This window comes from Brevibacterium gallinarum (assembly GCF_014836885.1).
In the GTDB taxonomy this organism is placed as follows: Bacteria; Actinomycetota; Actinomycetes; order Actinomycetales; family Brevibacteriaceae; genus Brevibacterium; species Brevibacterium gallinarum.
In genome coordinates, this window is the sequence record NZ_JACSPY010000001.1 from 361,887 (window position 1) to 380,395 (window position 18,509).

Genomic DNA, 18,509 nt, shown 5'->3' on the forward strand with positions numbered 1-18,509 from the left:
TCGACGAAGAACGAAGGAAACTGTGAGCGTCAAAGTCCGCTTCTGCCCATCGCCCACCGGCACCCCGCACGTCGGGATGGTCCGCACCGCCCTGTTCAACTGGGCGTATGCCCGCCACACCGGCGGCACATTCGTCTTCCGCATCGAAGACACCGACGCCAGCCGCGACTCCGAGGAGTCCTACGGCCAGGTGCTCGAAGCGATGCGCTGGCTGGGGCTCGACTGGGATGAGGGCATCGACGTCGGCGGACCCGACGGCCCCTACCGGCAGTCCCAGCGCGGCGAGATCTACCAGGGCATCATCACCCGCCTCGTCGACGCCGGCCACCTGTACGAGTCCTTCTCCACCAATGAGGAGGTCGAAGCTCGCCACCGGGCCGCCGGCCGCGACCCGAAGCTCGGCTACGACGGCTACGATCGCGACCTGAGCGAAGAGCAGAAGGCCGCCTTCCGCGCCGAGGGCCGCGAACCGGTGCTGCGCGTCCGCATGCCCGATGAGGACATCACCTTCACCGACCTGGTGCGCGGCGAGATCACCTTCAAAGCCGGCTCCGTGCCTGACTTCGTCGTCGTGCGTGCTAATGGCCAACCGCTCTACACCTTCGTCAACCCGGTCGACGATGCGCTCATGGGCATCACCCATGTGCTGCGCGGCGAGGACCTGCTGTCCTCGACTCCGCGCCAGATCGTGCTATACGAAGCGCTCAAGGACATCGGCGTCGCTGAGCAGACGCCGGAGTTCGGCCACCTGCCCTACGTCATGGGGCAGGGGAACAAGAAGCTGTCGAAGCGCGACCCGGAGTCCAACCTGTTCCTCCACCGCGACAACGGCTTCATCCGCGAGGGCCTCATCAACTACCTCGGCCTGCTCGGCTGGTCGATCGGACCGGACCGCGACGTCTTCACCGTCGAGGAGCTCATCGACGCCTTCGACATCCACGACGTGCTGCCCAACCCGGCCCGCTTCGACGTCAAGAAGGCCACCGCCATCAACGGCGACCACATCCGCATGCTCGACGCCGCTGACTTCCGCTCCCGTCTTGTGCCCTACCTGCAGCGCGCCGGCATCGTCGGTGAGCAGCTCAGCGCCCGGGAGGACGAGATCCTCACCGCCGCCGCCCCGCTCGTGCAGACCCGCATGAACCTGCTCGGCGAGGCACCCGACCTGCTCGGCTTCCTCTTCACTGACGATGCCGACCTGGAGCTGACCGCTGAGGGACTCAAGACGCTCAAGGACACCGCTCCCGAGGTGCTCGCTGCCTCCCTGCGGGTGCTCGAACCGCTGGACGACTGGTCGACTGCGGCGATCCAGGACGCCCTGCAGAGCGCGCTGGTTGATGAGATGGGCATCAAGCCGCGGCTGGCCTTCGGGCCGCTGCGCGTGGCGGTGTCCGGTCGGCGGGTCTCCCCGCCGCTGTTCGAGTCAATGGAGATCCTGGGCAAGGACTCCTCGCTCACCCGCCTGCGGGCCCTGGCTGATCACCTCGCCGCTGACGCGGCCGGCGCTCAGGCACAGGACTCCTGAGATGACGGACTCCGCAGCTGTGGTTCCGGGTCTGCGCCTGCCTGGGCTCAGCGTCGAAGAGCTCACCCTCACCGTGCCCGTCGACCGCGGGTACGGCAAGCCGCTCGGCACCTCGGGAACGGGGCAGCAGCCGGCAACGCTGGAGGTCTTCGCCCGGATCCTGGGCAGGAAGGATTCGACCAAGCCGTACCTGCTGTACCTGCAGGGCGGTCCTGGGCACGAGGCGTTCCGCGCCACCCAGTCGAGTCCCGGCTGGATCGAACGGGCGCTCAAGGACTTCCGCATCGTCATGCTCGACCAGCGCGGCACCGGCCGTTCGACCCCGGTCGGCTGGGTCGACGGACGGATCACCGGGCTGCCGGCCGGTCTCGATGCAGCCGATCCCGAGGCGGTGGCCGGGTACCTGACGCACCTGCGCGCCGACTCGATCATCGCCGATGCCGAAGACGTGCGGCGGGCGCTCGGGGTCGAGCAGTGGAGTGTGCTCGGGCAGTCCTTCGGCGGGTTCTGCACGCTGCGGTATCTGAGCGAGCATCCGGAGGTCATCCGCGAGGCGCTGTTCACCGGGGGGCTGCCGGCCGTCGGCGGGCACCCGCGGGAGGTCTACGCCGCCACCTGGCAGCAGATGATCGCAAAGTCGCGGGCCTTCACTGCCCGGTATCCGCGCGCGGCTGTGAAGCTGCAGGAGCTGAGCTCCCGGGCTGCATCCGGTCTGGAGCTGCCCGATGGCACGTTCGCCACCGTCGATCACGTGCGGCTGCTCGGCCACTTCCTCGGTGCCTCGGGCGGGGCCGAGCGGCTGGCCTACCTGCTCGAAGGCGACATCGACACCGCCGCCTTCCGCTACGACTTCGCCGCGGCAATGCCGTTCTCCGGGCGCAATCCGCTGTATGCGGTGGTGCACGAGAGCTGCTGGGCTGACGGGGTCGTCACCGACTGGGCCGCTGAAGCGGCGATGCCGGAGGCGGTGCGCACCGACCCGACGCTGCTGGCCGGTGAGCACATGACTCCTGCCGTGTTCTCCACCGGCCCGCTTGCGGTGTGGAAGGACATCGCCGAACGGGTGGCCGCCTGCCGGTGGCCGAAGCTGTGGGATGCCGAGCAGCTGCGTCGAGCTGAGGTGCCGGCGGCTGCCGCGGTGTACTTCGAGGACGCCTATGTTCCCCAGCAGTACTCCCTGGCGACCGCCTCACTGCTGCCGCGGATGCGGCCATGGGTGACGAACGAGTATGAGCACAACGGGCTCTCGGCATCCTCAGGCGCGGTGCTCGACCGGCTTCTCAAGCTCACCCGCGACGAAATCTGAGACCCCGATGCCCTGTCCGGTATCCGGACGCGCAGGTGTGACATGGCTGACAGAGCATAGGTTTGTGCCGCACTTGTGATTCCGTGTTCACCTCGCTGGCACCACTGGGCGAGCAGGCCGAACCCGGCGGCACGTCGAATCTGATCGTGATCGAAGCTTCGGTCGAAAGGAACCTCAATGACGCTTGGTGTGCTCGGCATCATCCTGTCTCTCATCTTCCTCATCGTCGCCGCCTACCGCGGCATGTCGGTCATCATCGCCGCCCCGCTGGCCGCGCTCGTGGCTCTCATCTTCGCCGGCATGCCGCTGCTGCCCGGCTACACCGAGATCTTCATGACCGGGGCGGCGGGCTTCATCATCAACTACTTCCCGCTGTTCCTCGCCGGAGCCGTGTTCGGCCAGCTCATGCGGGTCTCCGGGTTCGCTGAGGGGATCGCCCACACGATCGTGCGGATCCTCGGGCCCAAGCGGGCGATCCTGGGCACGGTGCTCATCTGCTCGATTCTGGCCTACGGCGGCGTCAGCGTCTTCGTCGTCGTGTTCGTCATGTTCCCGCTGGCCCTCGAGCTCTTCCGGGCAGCCGACATCCCGCGCCGGCTCATCCCCGCGACCATCAGCCTCGGCGCCTTCACCTTCGTCATGACCGCGCTGCCGGGCTCACCGCAGATCCAGAACGTCATCCCCGGCAAGTTCCTCGGCACCAACACCTTCGCCGCACCGGTCATCGGCATCATCTCCGGTGCGCTCATGTTCACCCTCGGCATGCTCTACCTCGAATGGCGCAAGAAGAAGATGATCGCTGCAGGCGAGAACTTCGCCACCATCACCGATATGGAGCAGCGGCAGGCGAAGAAGGGCTCCACGCGCAGCGTCCGCGTCGATGCTGCCGGTGAGCAGTACGCCTCCGACGGGATCGTCGACCCGGACACCGCCACCGATGAGCGCAGCGGCTCGACCGCTCCCAGCCTGCGCACCGCCACCGGTGAGCCGACCGAGCACCAGATCCGCCTGCTGCCGTTCCTGCCGATCGTCGCGGTGTTCGTCGTCAACATCCTCGCCACCTATGTCGTGCTGCCGGCGATGGACTGGAGCATGCTCGGCGAGGAGCTCTACGGCGGCATCTCCCTGCAGGACCGGATCAGCACCTGGGCAGTGCTGCTCGCCCTGCTCGCAGCGATCCTCGTCGTCCTGCTGCTCAACATCGGCCGCCTCGGCGAACTGTTCCAGGCCTTCGCCCAGGGTGCCCGCGACTCGCTCATGCCGATCTTCAACACCGCTTCTGAGGTCGGCTACGGCACCGTCATCGGCAGCGTCGCCGCCTTCGCCGTCGTCCGCGAGGCCGTCACCGGGCTGTCGTCGAATGCGCTGCTCAACTCCGCTGTCGCTGTCTCCGCCCTGGCCGGCATCACCGGTTCAGCATCCGGCGGCATGACGATCGCGCTCAACACGCTCGGCGATGACCTCATCCTGCAGGCGGAGAACCAGGGCCTGGCAATGGAGACGATGCACCGCATCATCGCGATGGGCTCCGGCGGTCTCGACACGATGCCGCACAACGGGGCGATCATCTCGCTGCTCATCATCTGCAACCTCACCCACCGCGACTCCTACAAGGACATCTTCGTCATCACCCTGGCGATCACGTCAGCGGTGACGCTGCTGATGATCGCGATCCTGTCGATCTTCGCCTGATGTGAGAAACCTCATGCGGGGGCAGCTGCCGGTCTCCGGTGGCTGCCCGCGCAGTGATGTGTGCTCAGTGTGCTCAGTGCTCGGGGCTGTGGGTTCAGGACTGTGGGTTCAGTGTGCTCAGGACTGTGTGCTCAGGTCTGCCGGCTCACAGCGAGCGGACCATCCCGCCGTCGACGGCGATGACGCTGCCGGTGATGTAGCTGGCGACAGGGGAGAGCAGGAACGCTGCGACCTGCCCGAACTCATGCGGCTGCCCGAGCCGGCGCAGCGGCACATGCTCCAGCTGCTCAGCATCGGGTGCCTCACCCATCCGCGGGGTGAGGATCTGACCGGGGGCCACACCGAAGATCCGGATGCCGCGCGGGCCGATCTCATCGGCCATGTTCTTGATCGCCATCGCAATTCCGGGCCGCAGCGCATTCGAGATCGCGATCGAGGGGATCGGATTCCACACCGACGACGACAGCACCATCCCGACCGCACCCCCGGGCTCCAGACGCTCGCAGGCGAAGCGCGCCAAACGCAGGGAGCCGAGGAACACCGATTCGATCGCCTCGCGCCACTGCTCTTCGCTGGTGTCGAAGTAATGCCCGACAGCCGGCCCGCCGACGGAGATGAATACACCGGCAACCGGCGCCGCGCCGAACGCCTCGGCCGCGGCGGTGAAGAGCCGCGCACCAGCGTCAGCGGCCGCATTGTCGAGGGCCAGTCCGGCCGCTCGGTCACCGAGCCGGGAGAGCGCGGCGTCGATCTTCTCCTGGCTGCGCGAGGAGATCAGCACGTTCGCACCCTCGGCGACAAGCGCCTCGGCGGTGGCGAATCCGAGCCCTGATGAGCCGCCTGTGACGATGAATGTGCGGCCTGAGATCTGGAGGTCCATGAGCCTCATTGTGCCGCCCCTCACGCGATTTTGCACTCGGGGATCGGAGTGTGTAGAGTAATCTTTCGTTGCCAGGGAGGCGCAAGCCTCCGAAGTGCATTGGGGTATGGTGTAATTGGCAGCACGAGTGATTCTGGTTCACTTAGTCTAGGTTCGAGTCCTGGTACCCCAGCGCCCCCGTCGTCTAGTGGCCTAGGACGCCGCCCTCTCAAGGCGGAAACGGCGGTTCGAACCCGCTCGGGGGTACGGTTGAATCCCGGTGTCTGACATGATCAGGCGCCGGGATTCGTCATTTCCGACCGGCACCGCCCCCGGCTGTGCCCTGGCATGATCGACGGAGACCATGACTCGAGACGACAGCCCCCGCCCGCCGCGTGAGGCCCGTGCCGCGCTGACCGGCGGCGTGGTCGGCAACTATGTCGATCAGTTGCACATCTTCCTGCCTCTCACCGCTCTCGCCCCGGCCCTGCCGCATCTGGTCGGCCGCGAGGCGATCGCCGGGGCGGCCACCCTCACGATCGTCGCGACGCTGCTCGGCCGGCCCTTCGGCGCGGTCGTCTTCGGAAGGCTGGCCGACCGGTTCGGCCGCACCGCCATCACCCAGGTCGCGATCGCCGGCACCGCGATCTGCACCCTGGCCATCGCTTGCCTGCCGACCCACGAGACGATCGGCATCGCTGCGATCGGCCTCGTCCTGCTGCTGCGCTTCCTCGGCGGCATGTTCCTCGCCGGCGAGTACACCTCGGCGATCCCGCTGGCAATGGAATGGTCGAAACCGCGCCGCCGCGGCCTGTTCTCCGGGCTCATCATGGCGATGGCCCCGTGGGCGCAGGCCTCGATCGCACTGGCCACTCTCGGTCTGCTCGCCGTTCTCGGCCCCGAGGCCTATGCCGTGTTCGGCTGGCGGCTGGCCTTCGCCGCCGGCGGCATCGCCTCCCTGCTCGTGCTCGCCTACTACCATCGCAATGTCGCCGATGCGAAGGCCTCCAGGCTGCTGCCGGCCGATGCTGCCGCGCCCGAGGCGGGGAGGAGTGAGGCGGCCGGCTCCAGTGGCCGTCCGGCTGAGCTGGGTTCGCTGCGGGCGGTCGTCCTCGGCCGCTGGGCACGGCCGTTCTGGGCGGTGTTCCTGCTCATGACCGGGCTGTGGCTGATGACGAATATGGTCGTCATCCGGATGGCCGCCTACCTCGGTGAGGGCGGCAGTGCCGCCCACTTGACGGCGGAGACCGTGCCGGTCGTCATGGCCGCAGCCGCGATCGCTCAGGCGCTGGTGATGTCGGTGACCGGGCACATCTCCACCCTCGTCGGCAGGCGCCGGTTCTTCGTGCTCGCCGGCATCATCGCCGCAGTCGGCGGGCCGGTCCTCTACGTGCTCATCACGCAGGCCTCGACGATCGTCGCCACCGCCGCACTCGTGTGCCTCATCCAGGCGCTCACCGTCACCGCCTACGGGCCGATCGGTGCGCACCTCTCAGAGATCTTCCCGGCCGAGGTCCGCTCGACCGGCTACGGCACCGCATACAGCGCCTCGATCGTGCTCCCGGCGCTCTTCCCATTCTGGCTGCCGGCACTCGCCGGACTGCTCGGCGGGCAGACTGCTGCCGTAGTCACGGTGCTCGTGCTCGGCGGGATCTTCGTCTCCTTCGGCGGTGTCCTGAGCACCCGCTCTCGGACCGCCGAGGCTCAGCTCAGCGCTGGGGCTCCGCTCAGCGCTGACTGAGCGAGAGTGTGTCTTCGGCGATCTTCCGGGTGTTCTCGGAGGTCTTGATCGAGGCGACGATGAACTCCAGGATCATGCGCCCGTAGACGAGCTGCATGAGGGCCGGAATCCAGCCGAAGAGGATCGCGAGGATGAGCGGCAGCGGGTTGAACGACGACTCGCCGAAGAGACTCACGCCCATGGCGATACCGAAGAAGATGCCGATGACGATGATGGCGATCCACGTGAACGCGCACGCGAGGATATGCAGCACGTAGATGATCCCCGCCCAAGTGATGCTGACGAAGTGATCGAACTTCACGTCGAACAGGGCTTTGAAGAAGCCGCTGGTCGACCGCCCGCTGACGGAACTTCCGCTTTCTGGTGCGCCGCCCCAGGCGGGGCCGGACTGCGCGCCGGTCGGCTGACCGCCAGTCGGCTGCGCGCCGGTCGGCTGGGCGCTGTAGGGCTGGGCGTAAGGGTTGGCAGCACCCGGCTGAGACTGGCCGGCTGCGGGGGCATGCGGAGCCTGATATCCGGTCGGCTGCCGCGGATCCTGGGACTGCTGCGGGCCCTGGGGCTGCTGGTGGTCCTGGGGCTGCTGTGGGTCCTGCGGGTGGGACGGAGGCTGGGTCATGGTGTTCCTCTCAGTGGTTGATGCTGCTGACAGTGCTGACAGTCGGGAGAGCGCGGCGGTGATCTGGAAGCCTGCACCGTCGGTCTGCCATCGGGCAACTGCCGGTGCCAGGCTCAGCTCAGCGGTCGGCTGTGCTGATGACGACGGTCGATGCCGCCTTATCGTGTAGGCCCTGACGGCGTTTCGTGTCGATGAACAGCGTCAGGTAGCACAGCAGCGTGCCGAACCCGCCGACGAACGGGACGTAGGCGCAGAGTCCCGGGATGAGCCAGCGCAGGAAGCTGCGGCCGAATCCCGGCCGAGTGCCCTCGGCTGCCCTGACGACGCGGATGCGCATGAGCATCTTTCCCACTGTCGCACCCCAGATCGCGACCATGATGAGCTCATAGGTCCACAGCAGGGTGATGACAAGGAGGAAGGCCAGCAGGTAGCCGCCGAGCCGCCCGGCATGGGCCATGAGCATGCCCTCAACAGCCTCGCTGCTGTTGGCACGACCGATGGCGGCGCCGATGAGCGAGAAGGCGAGGAGGACGACGCCCGTCAGCGCATTGACGAAGGCAAGGTCGATGATGCGGGCGACCCAGCGCCTGACGGGGTTGGCGAGCACGGCAGTGCGGGCATCGGAGAATGCGATGACCTTGGGACCGGGTGGGCAGGCGGGCTGGGGTGAGGTGTGGGTCTGGGGCTGCATGCTGGTGGCCGTGGGTTCCAGCCATGCCCCGCGGTGGGACGCCGTGCCGGTGACTGCGGCACCGGTCTGGGCAGCATCGGACGCTGCCCGGCCGCCTGCTGTCAGATCTGCCGCAACTGGAGCGTGCGGCGGCGGGGGAGGGGCCGTGCGGCTGCCGGCGCTCACAGTGGGAGGTGAGGCGGGCGGCGGTGGTGGCTGGGCGGGAGGTTCAGGTGACGTCATCGGCATCTTCTCTCCTCAACTGTGCTCTATCGAGACGTGTGGAACCGCGTTCGCGGTTTCTGCCAGCTTAGCGGCTCCGGCACGGAACAGGGCGGGCCGAGCAGAGCTTTCGGCAGACGCACGCGCGGCACCGGACACGATGTCCGGTGCCGCGCTGTGAAGAAGGATGTGCAGGAGAGAGGATCAGGCGCGGTTGAGCGCCTCCGTCAGAGCCTTGGCAGCCTCGAGGATCGACTGTGCGTGCAGTCGGCCGGGCTGGCGGGTCAGCCGCTCGACCGGCCCGGAGATCGACACCGCAGCCACCACCCGGTTGCTCGGACCGCGCACGGGGGCGGACACGGAGGCGACTCCGCGCTCGCGTTCGGCGATCGACTGCGCCCAGCCGCGCCGGCGCACACCGGAGAGCATCGTGGCGGTGAAGCGGGCACCGCGCAGCCCCGAATGCAGGCGGTCGGGCTCCTCCCAGGCGAGCAGCACCTGTGCAGCCGAACCGGCGCGCATGCTCAGAGTGGCTCCGACCGGCACGGAGTCGCGCAGGCCCACCGGGCGCTCGGCCGCCGCCACGCACAGTCGCAGATCACCCTGGCGGCGGAACAGCTGGGAGCTCTCACCGGTTCGGTCGCGCAGCTGATTGAGCACCGGCCCAGCGGCGGCCAGCAGCCGGTCCTCGCCGGCAGCCGAGGACAGCTCGGCCAGGCGGGGGCCCAGCACGAACCGGCCCTGCAGATCGCGGCCGACGAAGCGGTGATACTCCAGGGCCACGGCCAGACGGTGCGCCGTCGGGCGGGCGAGGCCGGTGAGCGTGACGAGCTCGGCAAGGGAAGCAGGACCGGCTTCAAGTGCAGAAAGAACGAGGGAGGCCTTGTCAATGACCCCCACGCCGCTACCAGTTTGAGTGCTCATGTTCAACATTCTGCAATCTCAAAAATCGAGATGCAAGTTCACCATGCAGAATAGGGCATTAGCGTCGGTGGCCAACCCGCACCCGTGACCTGTCTCAGGCGCGAACCGCATATATAGGAGGATCCTGTGGGCAAGACACTGGCCGAGAAGGTCTGGGCCGATCATGTCGTCGCACGCGGCGACGACGGCGCTCCCGACCTGCTCTATATCGACCTCCACCTCGTGCACGAGGTGACGAGCCCCCAGGCATTCGAAGGACTCCGCCTCGCCGGCCGGCCGGTGCGCCGCCCGGACCTGACGATCGCCACCGAAGACCACAACACCCCGACACTCGAGATCTTCAAGCCGATCGCCGATCCGACCTCCCGCAAGCAGATCGAGACCCTGCGGGCCAACGCCGAGGAGTTCGGCATCCGGCTGCACTCCCTCGGCGATGCGGACCAGGGCATCGTCCACGTCGTCGGCCCGCAGCTCGGACTCACCCAGCCGGGCATGACGGTCGTGTGCGGTGACTCCCACACCTCGACCCACGGCGCATTCGGCGCACTCGCCTTCGGCATCGGCACCTCGGAAGTCGAGCACGTGCTCGCCACCCAGACGCTGAGCCTCAAGCCGTTCAAGACGATGTCGATCACCATCGACGGCGAGCTGCCCGAAGGCTCGACGGCCAAGGACATCATCCTGGCGATCATCGCCAAGATCGGCACCGGCGGGGGACAGGGCTACGTCCTCGAATACCGCGGCGAGGCGATCCGCAGGCTGTCGATGGAAGCCCGCATGACGATCTGCAACATGTCGATCGAAGCCGGTGCCCGCGCCGGCATGATCGCCCCGGACGAGACGACCTTCGACTACATCCACGGCCGCCCGCACGCCCCCGAGGGCGCAGACTGGGATGCTGCCGTGGAGTACTGGAAGACCCTGCGCACCGATGACGACGCAGTCTTCGACGCCGAGGTGGTGCTCCAGGCCGCAGACATCGAACCGTACGTCACGTGGGGCACCAACCCCGGGCAGGGTCTGCCGCTGAGCGCCAGCGTCCCGGATCCGGCCCAGATCGTCGACGAGAACGACCGGGCGGCCGCCGAAAGCGCATTGGCCTATATGGATCTGACCCCGGGCATGCCGCTGCGCGACATCGCCATCGACACCGTCTTCCTCGGCTCATGCACCAACGGCCGGATCGAGGACCTGCGGGCAGCTGCCGACGTCATCCGGGGCCGGACGAAGCACCCGGACGTGAAGTTCATGGTCGTGCCCGGCTCGGCGAAGGTCCGCCTGCAGGCCGAGGCCGAGGGCCTCGATCAGGTGTTCACCGACTTCGGCGCCGAATGGCGCTTCGCCGGCTGCTCGATGTGCCTGGGCATGAACCCCGACCAGCTCGCCGAGGGAGAGCGCTGCGCCTCGACGTCGAACCGCAACTTCGAAGGCCGGCAGGGCAAGGGCGGGCGCACCCACCTCGTCAGCCCGCTCGTCGCCGCGGCCACCGCGGTGCGCGGCACCCTGTCGTCACCTGCTGACCTGACCGCCGACGACCGCACCGCGGTCAGCGCCTGAGGGAGGAACCATGGAGAAGTTCACCACGCACACCGGCACCGGCGTGCCGCTGCGCCGCTCGAACGTCGACACCGACCAGATCATCCCGGCCGTCTACCTCAAGCGCATCACCCGCACCGGCTTCGACGACGCGCTCTTCGCCCGCTGGCGCAAAGACCCCGACTTCGTGCTGAGCCAGGAGGCCTACGCAGGCGGCTCCGTGCTCGTCGCCGGCCCCGACTTCGGCACCGGCTCCTCACGCGAGCACGCCGTATGGGCACTCAAGGACTACGGCTTCAAAGCTGTGCTCTCCAGCCGCTTCGGCGACATCTTCCGCGGCAACGCCGGCAAGGAGGGCCTCGTAGCCGCCAAGCTGGAGCAGTCCGACATCGAGCTGATCTGGAAGATCCTCGACAACCAGCCCGGCACGGAGATCACCGTCGACCTCGAAATCCGCACCGTGACCTGCGATTCGCTCACCGTGCCCTTCGAGATCGACGACTACACCCGCTGGCGGATCCTGGAAGGCCTCGACGACATCAGCCTCACCCTCGCACGCGCCGATGACATCGAGTCCTACGAGTCCTCACGCCCGAGCTTCAAGCCGCAGACGCTGCCGGCGAAGGTCTGAGACAGCGCACTGCGACTGAGTGCACACTGCCTTCCTGACAGTGTGGTGACAGGCTGACCGGCTGACGATTCGCTAGGCTGGTCACGCACGCCAAGCCGCCGAGCCACCGCCTCGGCGCCGGCTCCCACGCCGAACCCTGCGTGCGGAAAGCCGGAACACGGCGAAGGAGGACAATGCTCGAGGTCGACGGCGGCACACCGCTGAGCGGCACCGTCCGCGTCCGAGGTGCGAAGAACCTCGTGTCGAAGGCGATGGTCGCATCACTGCTGGGATCCAGCCCGTCTGTGCTGCGCGGGGTCCCGCGCATCCGCGATGTCGAGGTCGTCACCGGCCTGCTCGAAGTCCACGGCGTGCGCGTCGAATCCCAGCCCGACGGCGACTCGCCCGACGGCCAGCTCGTCATGGACCCCTCGAATGTCGAACAGGGCTCCATCGTCGACATCGACGCCCATGCCGGCGCCTCGCGCATCCCGATCCTCTTCTGCGGACCGCTGCTGCACCGCCTCGGCAAGGCCTTCATCCCCGACCTCGGCGGCTGCCGCATCGGCGACCGGCCGATCGACTTCCACCTCGACGTGCTGCGCCAGTTCGGGGCGAGCGTCGACAAGACCCCCGGCGGCATCCAGCTCGAAGCCCGCCAGCGGCTGCAGGGCACCCAGGTCGAACTGCCCTACCCCTCGGTCGGGGCGACCGAGCAGGTGCTGCTCACCGCCGTCACCGCCGAAGGCGTCACCGAGCTGAAGAACGCCGCGATCGAACCCGAGATCATGGACCTCGTCGCGATCCTGCAGAAGATGGGCGCGATCATCTCCGTCGACACCGACCGCTGCTTCCGCATCCTCGGCGTCGACGAGCTCACCGGCTACACCCACCGGGCGCTGCCCGACCGCATCGAGGCCGCCTCGTGGGCGTCTGCCGCGCTGGCCACCGGCGGCGAGGTGTTCGTCGCAGGGGCCCACCAGCCGGACATGATCACCTTCCTCAACGTCTTCCGTCAGATCGGCGGCACCTTCGATGTCACCGAGACCGGCATCCGGTTCTCCCATCCGGGAGGCGAACTGTCCTCCCTGCCGCTGGAGACCGACGTGCACCCGGGCTTCATGACCGACTGGCAGCAGCCGCTCGTCGTCGCCCTGACCCAGGCCACCGGACTGTCGATCATCCACGAGACCGTGTATGAGAACCGCTTCGGCTTCACCGACGCGATCAACCGGATGGGCGGGACGATCCAGCTCTACCGCGAATGCCTCGGCGGCACCCCGTGCCGATTCGGGCGCAAGAACTTCAAGCACTCGGCCGTCATCTCCGGTCCCACGAAGCTGCGCGGCGCCGACATCGAGGTCCCCGACCTGCGCGGCGGCTTCTCCCACCTCATCGCCGCCCTCGCCGCTGAGGGCACCTCCCGGGTCTCGGGCATCGGCATCATCAACCGCGGCTACGAGGACTTCCTCGACAAGCTCGCAGCCCTCGGCGCGAAGGTGCAGATGGCATGACGCACAACGACAGCCGCGCCCACCCTGACGACGTGCCGGCCGAAGCCCTGCACGCCACCCACGACGGCACCGTCGACGTCACCGGCACCCCACCGAAGTACCACGTCGACTTCGATGCCAAGAGCCTGAAGAAGCAGAAGTTCACCGCCAGCTTCGTCGCCCCGACCGCCGGCGTGCTCTTCCGCCTCTTCGGCCGCTACCAGGTGCTCGGCGACGAACACATCCCGCCCTCGGGCCAGCCGGCGATCTTCGTCGCCTACCACGCCAGCTACCTCGACCCGATCCTCATCGGGCTGACCCTGTGGTACCGCGGCCGGCTGCCGCACTACCTGGCCAAGTCCCCGCTGTTCACCGGCGTGCTCGGCGCCGGACTCAAGGCGATCGGCCAGATCCCGGTGCTGCGCGACTCCGTGCACGCCGGCGGCAGCCTCGTCTACGCCAGAGCCGCCCTCGAAGGCGGACAGTCGATCGTCATCTACCCGCAGGGCACCCTGACGAAGGACCCCGACCTGTGGCCGCAGGCCTCCAAGTCAGGTGCCGCCCGCCTGGCCCTGTCGACCGGCGCCCCGCTCATCCCGGTCGCCCACTGGGGTCTGGACAGGTCGATGCCGGTCGGGGCGAAGATCCCCAAACCGCGCCCGCAGGACACGCTGCGCATCGCCTTCGGCCCGGCGATCGACTACAGCGACCTCGACGGGCTGACCACCGCCAATGTCCGCACCCTGACCAACCGCGTCACCAGCCACATCGCAGCCGAACTCGCAGTGCTGCGCGGCGAGGAGATGCCCGAGCGCTTCCGCGCCGACTACCGGCCGGCCGCCGGGCGCACAGAAGGAGACACCGCATGACGATCGCCGTACTCGGAGCCGGATCCTGGGGGACGACGTTCGCCAAGGTGATCGCCGACGCCGGTCACGAGGTGCTGCTGTGGGCCCGCCGCGCGGAAGCCGCAGACGAGATCAACACCTCCCACACCAACAGCCGCTACCTGCCCGACATCGAGCTGCCGGATGCGATCCGCGCCAGCGACGACATCGCCGACGTGCTCGCCGCCGCCGAGGTGGTGGTGCTGGCGGTGCCCGCGCAGTCCCTGCGCGAGAACCTCACCGCGTGGGCGCCGCTGCTGCGCGAGGACGCCGTGCTCGTCAGCCTCATGAAGGGCATCGAGGTCACCACCGGCAAGCGGATGAGCGAGGTCATCGCCGAGGTCACCGGTGCCGGCCCGGAGCGCATCGCGATCGTCTCCGGGCCCAACCTGGCCCGCGAGATCGCCGTCGGCCAGCCGACCGCCACCGTCATCGCCTGTGCCGATGAGGCCGTCGCCGACCGCATCGCCGAACTCACCGCCAACGCCTACTTCCGCCCCTACACCAACGACGACGTCGTCGGCGTCGAACTCGGCGGGGCGATCAAGAACGTCATCGCCCTGGCCGTCGGCATCACCGACGGGCAGGGGATGGGAGACAACTCGAAGGCCTCGATCATCACCCGCGGCCTGGCCGAGACCACGCGCCTGGCACTGGCGATGGGCGCAGACGCCCACACCCTGGCCGGTCTCGCCGGCCTCGGCGACCTGGTCGCCACCTGCGCCTCACCGCTGTCGCGCAACCGGTCCTTCGGCCGGCTGCTCGGCGAGGGGCTGAGCCTGGAGGAGGCGACCACCCGCACCGCCCAGACCGCCGAAGGCGTCAAGAGCGCTGCCGCGGTGCTCGAACTCGGCCGCTCCCACGGCGTCGAACTGCCGATCACCCAGGGGGTGACCGCCGTGCTCACCGGCCGGCTGCATGTTGACGAACTGGGCGGTTTGCTGTTGTCTCGAAAGCGTAAGACCGAAAGCCCGATGAAGTACGACCAGACCCCGGGCCAGAGCCCGGCCGGCAGCTGAGAGCCCTCAGCCGCCACCCGTCACCCGTCACCGGCTCAGGAGGAAACATGATCGAGCACCAGAACTCACCCTTCGCCAAGCTCAACGAGGTCCCGCGCTTCGAGGTCACCAGCACCGACATCACCGAAGGAGCCGAACTCGACGCCGCCCAGCGCTCCGGCGCGATGGGCATCGACGGCGGCAAGGACATCTCCCCGCAGCTGTCCTGGTCCGGCTTCCCGGAGGAGACGAAAGCCTTCGCCGTCACCTGCTTCGATCCCGACGCCCCGACCGGCTCCGGATTCTGGCACTGGGTGCTCACCGACCTGCCGGCCGATGTCACCGAGCTGCCGGCCAACGCCGGTGACCCGGATGCCGGGCTGCTGCCCGCCGGGGCTGTGATGATGCGCAACGACGCCGGTGAGCCCCGCTTCGTCGGCGCCGCCCCGCCGGAGGGCCACGGTCCGCACCGCTACTTCTTCATCGTCCACGCCCTGTCCGAACCGCTCGAACTCGACGCCTCGGCCAGCCCGGCCTTCGTCGGCTTCAACATGTTCTTCAAGTCGATCGGCCGCGGCTGGATCGAGACCACCTTCGAAGTCAAGTGACCAACCCCGCTAGGAACAGCTGATCCCATGACACCAGACTCCTCGTCCTCCACCGCCGGCGACACCCGGCCCGTCGTCGCCGTCCTGTTCGGCGGCCGCTCCTCAGAGCACGCCGTGTCGTGCGTCTCGGCAGCCAATGTGCTCGCCGCGATCGACCGGAGCGCCTACCGGGTCATCCCGATCGGCATCACCCGGCAGGGCACGTGGCGGATCGTCGAGGACTGGGAGAAGTTCACCTTCGATCCCGAGGCGATGCCCGAGGTGACCGACGACGGCACCTCGGTCATCCCCTCGATCTCCGAGCATCGCGAACCGCTGCTGCACCGGGGAGCCGACGGCACGCTGAGCGAGCTCGTCGTCGTCGACGTGTACTTCCCGGTGCTGCACGGCCGCTACGGCGAAGACGGCACGATCCAGGGGATCTTCGAACTGTCGAACACCCCGTTCGTCGGCGCCGGAGTGCTCGCCTCGGCGGTGAGCATGGACAAGCACTTCATGAAGGCCGTCATGGCCAACTCCGGGATCCCGGCCTGCCCGTTCGTCCTCGTCACCGAGGTGAAGTACGAACACGCCCCGGAGGTCATGACCGCACGGGTCGAGCAGCTGGGCTTCCCCGCCTTCGTCAAGCCCTGCCGCGCCGGCTCCTCGATCGGCGTGTCGAAGATCAACGACACCTCCGAACTCGACGCCGCGCTGAGAGCTGCGTTCGAACACGACAACAAGGTCATCGTCGAACCGCTCGTCGACGGACGTGAGATCGAATGCTCCGTCCTCGGCTCCGTCTACGACCGCCGGGCGCGGACCTCGGTGCCCTCGGAGATCGTCGTCGGCGGCGACCACGAGTTCTACGACTTCGAGGCCAAGTACCTCGACCTCGATTCCGTCGAGCTCATCTGCCCCGCCGATGTCGATGCCGAGACCACCGCGAAGATCCAGGACCTCGCCGCCCGCACCTTCAAGGCCTTCGAATGCACCGGCCTGGCCCGCGTTGACACGTTCGTCACCGCTGACGGCGAGGTGCTCATCAACGAGCTCAACACGCTGCCCGGCTTCACACCGAGCTCGGCCTACCCGCAGATGTGGGCCGCCTCCGGGCTGGAGTACAGCGAGCTGATCTCCGAGCTCATCAGCATCGCGATGAGCGATCACGCCCGTCAGGCGGCCAACCAGCCGACGAGCTGAGCGGCCTTACGGCGCTGCCGTCTCCTTATCAGCCGTCTCTCCATCTGCCGGCTGCTCGTCGGCACCGGGCGTCTCGACGGGCAGACCGTCCTCATCGAGGTCCTCGGCCGCCACACAGGACCGCGTCTGCTCGATCGTCGACACCGACGGGGAGATCTCCGACAGCACCGTCGCACCGGCGATCCTGTCCGAGGCGACGAGCACCTCGACGGCGGGCTCACGGCCATAGGAGACAAACCGCCACGATGTGCCGGTCTCCTCAGTCGAGATCCAGTCGACGCCGTTGACGCTGACACACCGGTCAGTCGAGGGCCCCGGTGGTTCGACGCCGCAGCGCAGCACCGCCACCGATGGGTCGCCCCACGCATCGGTGCCCTGCGAGGTCGTCGTGCGCGAGGCATGCCCGTCGATCTCATCGGGCATCCGCAGCATGACCGCCGCGCACTCCGGATTGTGGGCGTCAGCAGCGGGTTCGACGGACACAGCGGCAGCGCAGCCGCTGAGACCCAGGCCGACAACGGCGCAGGCGGCAGCGGCAGAGGGGAGGCGGTTCATGCCCTCCAGGTTAGTCGGTGTCCGTCCGGCTTGGCATACTGACCCCATGACATCACCTGCCCCCGGCACACCGCCGGCCCCACCTGGTGCCACGCTCGGCGACGTCGGTGAGGACGGCGTGCTCGCCGCGCTGCTCGCCGCCCTCCCTGCTGCCGGGCCCGAGGTGCGGGTCGGGCCCGGAGACGACGCTGCGGTCTCGACGCTGAACGGGGACCTCGTCTCGACGACCGACATGCTCGTCGAAGGAGAGGACTTCCTGCCCGCCTGGACGGACCCCCACCGGCTCGGCATCAAGGCCGCCGCCCAGAACCTCGCCGACGTCCACGCGATGGGCGCTGCCCCGCACGGCATGCTGCTGACGATCGGGGCACCGGCGGACACGCAGCTGTCGTTCGTGCGAGAGCTCATGACCGGGTTCGTAGAGGAGACCGCCCGCGGGGGAGCGCAGGTGCTCGGCGGGGACCTGTCCGGCGGGCCGGTCGTCATCATCTCCGTCACCGCCCTCGGCACGCTGGCCGCCCACCCGCCGGTGCTGCGCAGCGGCGCACAGCCCGGCGATGCGATCGTGCTCGCCGGCACCGTCGGCCAGGCCGCCGCCGGCCTCGACCTGCTGCTGGCCGATCCGGACCTGGCCGACACCTCTGACCCGGCGCTGCGCGAGCCCATCGACGTTCAGCGCAGCCCGCGCCCGGACTACGCCGCTGCCGCCCGGATCGCCGGGCGGGCACACGCGATGATCGACGTCTCCGACGGACTGGCAGGCGACCTCGGCCGGATCGCAGCCGCCTCCGGCATCACCGCCGACCTCGACCCCAGCGCGCTCGACGCCCTCGCCGCACCGCTGCAGGCAGCCGCCGACCACCTCGGGACCGGCGCCAGCCCGCGGGACTGGGTGCTGCACGGAGGAGAGGACCACGGGTTCCTCGCCACCGTGCCCGCCGACCAGGTTCCGGTAGGCTGGATGCGCATCGGAACATGCCGCGCAGCCAGCGACGGCGGCGGCGTGACGCTGGCCGGGCAGCCGGTGACCGGAGGATCGTTCCGGCACTTCGGCTGAACGCCGGCATCCGGGCACCATGATCGGG

17 protein-coding genes and 2 tRNA genes are annotated in these 18,509 nt (G+C 68.5%); 14 read left to right on the forward strand and 5 right to left on the reverse strand.

Translation table 11 applies throughout. The features are described from left to right. Positions 1-76: 76 nt before the first annotated feature. The 3 genes from gltX (at position 77) to H9634_RS01805 (ending at position 4,523) form a co-directional block, all read left to right on the forward strand. The gene (gene gltX, locus H9634_RS01795) at positions 77-1,525 is read left to right on the forward strand and encodes a glutamate--tRNA ligase (protein ID WP_225210503.1); all 1,449 of its coding nucleotides are present in this window, start codon (positions 77-79) and stop codon (positions 1,523-1,525) included. Between the two features lies 1 nt (position 1,526). Further along, positions 1,527-2,831: an alpha/beta fold hydrolase gene (locus H9634_RS01800; RefSeq protein ID WP_191725103.1), complete on the forward strand. Its 1,305-nt coding sequence runs from the start codon at positions 1,527-1,529 to the stop codon at positions 2,829-2,831. Between the two features lie 177 nt (positions 2,832-3,008). Beyond that, positions 3,009-4,523: a GntP family permease gene (locus tag H9634_RS01805; protein WP_191725104.1), complete on the forward strand. Its 1,515-nt coding sequence runs from the start codon at positions 3,009-3,011 to the stop codon at positions 4,521-4,523. Between the two features lie 145 nt (positions 4,524-4,668). Here H9634_RS01805 and H9634_RS01810 read toward each other — a convergent pair whose 3' ends face one another. Further along, the gene (locus tag H9634_RS01810) at positions 4,669-5,403 is read right to left on the reverse strand and encodes an SDR family oxidoreductase (RefSeq protein ID WP_191725105.1); all 735 of its coding nucleotides are present in this window, start codon (positions 5,401-5,403) and stop codon (positions 4,669-4,671) included. Positions 5,404-5,503: 100 nt separating this feature from the next. On the opposite strand from H9634_RS01810, the gene H9634_RS01815 reads away from it, so the two are divergent. The 3 genes from H9634_RS01815 (at position 5,504) to H9634_RS01825 (ending at position 7,123) form a co-directional block, all read left to right on the forward strand. Further along, positions 5,504-5,575 (forward strand) — tRNA-Gln (locus tag H9634_RS01815). A 1-nt stretch (position 5,576) separates the two neighbouring features. Beyond that, positions 5,577-5,649 (forward strand) — tRNA-Glu (locus H9634_RS01820). A 97-nt stretch (positions 5,650-5,746) separates the two neighbouring features. Then, the gene (locus H9634_RS01825; RefSeq protein WP_191725106.1) at positions 5,747-7,123 is read left to right on the forward strand and encodes an MFS transporter; all 1,377 of its coding nucleotides are present in this window, start codon (positions 5,747-5,749) and stop codon (positions 7,121-7,123) included. Here the strand turns inward: H9634_RS01825 and H9634_RS01830 are convergent. The 3 genes from H9634_RS01830 to H9634_RS01840 all read right to left on the reverse strand — a co-directional run bounded on the left by H9634_RS01830 (position 7,110) and on the right by H9634_RS01840 (position 9,555). After that, a complete protein-coding gene (locus tag H9634_RS01830) occupies positions 7,110-7,739 on the reverse strand; it encodes a DUF4282 domain-containing protein (RefSeq protein WP_191725107.1) in 630 nt (209 codons plus the stop codon). The genes H9634_RS01825 and H9634_RS01830 overlap by 14 nt on opposite strands. A 118-nt stretch (positions 7,740-7,857) precedes the next feature. Beyond that, positions 7,858-8,430, reverse strand: a complete 573-nt coding sequence (locus H9634_RS01835; protein ID WP_191725108.1) for an RDD family protein — start codon at positions 8,428-8,430, stop codon at positions 7,858-7,860. A gap of 405 nt (positions 8,431-8,835) precedes the next feature. Then, complete coding sequence (locus H9634_RS01840) at positions 8,836-9,555, reverse strand: IclR family transcriptional regulator (protein ID WP_102161721.1); 720 nt, start codon at positions 9,553-9,555, stop codon at positions 8,836-8,838. 126 nt (positions 9,556-9,681) lie between these two features. Here H9634_RS01840 and leuC point away from each other — a divergent pair, with 126 nt between their 5' ends. The 7 genes from leuC (at position 9,682) to H9634_RS01875 (ending at position 16,869) form a co-directional block, all read left to right on the forward strand. Continuing rightward, complete coding sequence (gene leuC / locus H9634_RS01845) at positions 9,682-11,112, forward strand: 3-isopropylmalate dehydratase large subunit (protein ID WP_175292908.1); 1,431 nt, start codon at positions 9,682-9,684, stop codon at positions 11,110-11,112. Between the two features lie 10 nt (positions 11,113-11,122). After that, positions 11,123-11,722 (forward strand): 3-isopropylmalate dehydratase small subunit, encoded by a 600-nt coding sequence (gene leuD, locus H9634_RS01850; protein ID WP_191725109.1) that lies wholly within the window; start codon positions 11,123-11,125, stop codon positions 11,720-11,722. Positions 11,723-11,895: 173 nt separating this feature from the next. After that, the gene (gene murA / locus H9634_RS01855) at positions 11,896-13,215 is read left to right on the forward strand and encodes a UDP-N-acetylglucosamine 1-carboxyvinyltransferase (RefSeq protein WP_175292906.1); all 1,320 of its coding nucleotides are present in this window, start codon (positions 11,896-11,898) and stop codon (positions 13,213-13,215) included. Beyond that, positions 13,212-14,063: a lysophospholipid acyltransferase family protein gene (locus H9634_RS01860; RefSeq protein WP_191725110.1), complete on the forward strand. Its 852-nt coding sequence runs from the start codon at positions 13,212-13,214 to the stop codon at positions 14,061-14,063. The genes murA and H9634_RS01860 overlap by 4 nt, the downstream gene beginning before the upstream one ends. Then, positions 14,060-15,100: an NAD(P)H-dependent glycerol-3-phosphate dehydrogenase gene (locus H9634_RS01865; protein WP_191725111.1), complete on the forward strand. Its 1,041-nt coding sequence runs from the start codon at positions 14,060-14,062 to the stop codon at positions 15,098-15,100. The genes H9634_RS01860 and H9634_RS01865 overlap by 4 nt, the downstream gene beginning before the upstream one ends. A gap of 47 nt (positions 15,101-15,147) precedes the next feature. Continuing rightward, on the forward strand, positions 15,148-15,687 hold the full coding sequence (locus tag H9634_RS01870; protein WP_191725112.1) for a YbhB/YbcL family Raf kinase inhibitor-like protein: 540 nt from the start codon (positions 15,148-15,150) through the stop codon (positions 15,685-15,687). A 27-nt stretch (positions 15,688-15,714) separates the two neighbouring features. Further along, a complete protein-coding gene (locus H9634_RS01875; RefSeq protein WP_191725113.1) occupies positions 15,715-16,869 on the forward strand; it encodes a D-alanine--D-alanine ligase family protein in 1,155 nt (384 codons plus the stop codon). Positions 16,870-16,875: 6 nt separating this feature from the next. On the opposite strand, the gene H9634_RS01880 is transcribed toward H9634_RS01875, so the two are convergent. Beyond that, the gene (locus tag H9634_RS01880; protein ID WP_191725114.1) at positions 16,876-17,424 is read right to left on the reverse strand and encodes a DUF3515 domain-containing protein; all 549 of its coding nucleotides are present in this window, start codon (positions 17,422-17,424) and stop codon (positions 16,876-16,878) included. 46 nt (positions 17,425-17,470) lie between these two features. On the opposite strand from H9634_RS01880, the gene thiL reads away from it, so the two are divergent. Beyond that, positions 17,471-18,481: a thiamine-phosphate kinase gene (gene thiL, locus H9634_RS01885; RefSeq protein ID WP_191725115.1), complete on the forward strand. Its 1,011-nt coding sequence runs from the start codon at positions 17,471-17,473 to the stop codon at positions 18,479-18,481. Positions 18,482-18,509 lie beyond the last annotated feature (28 nt).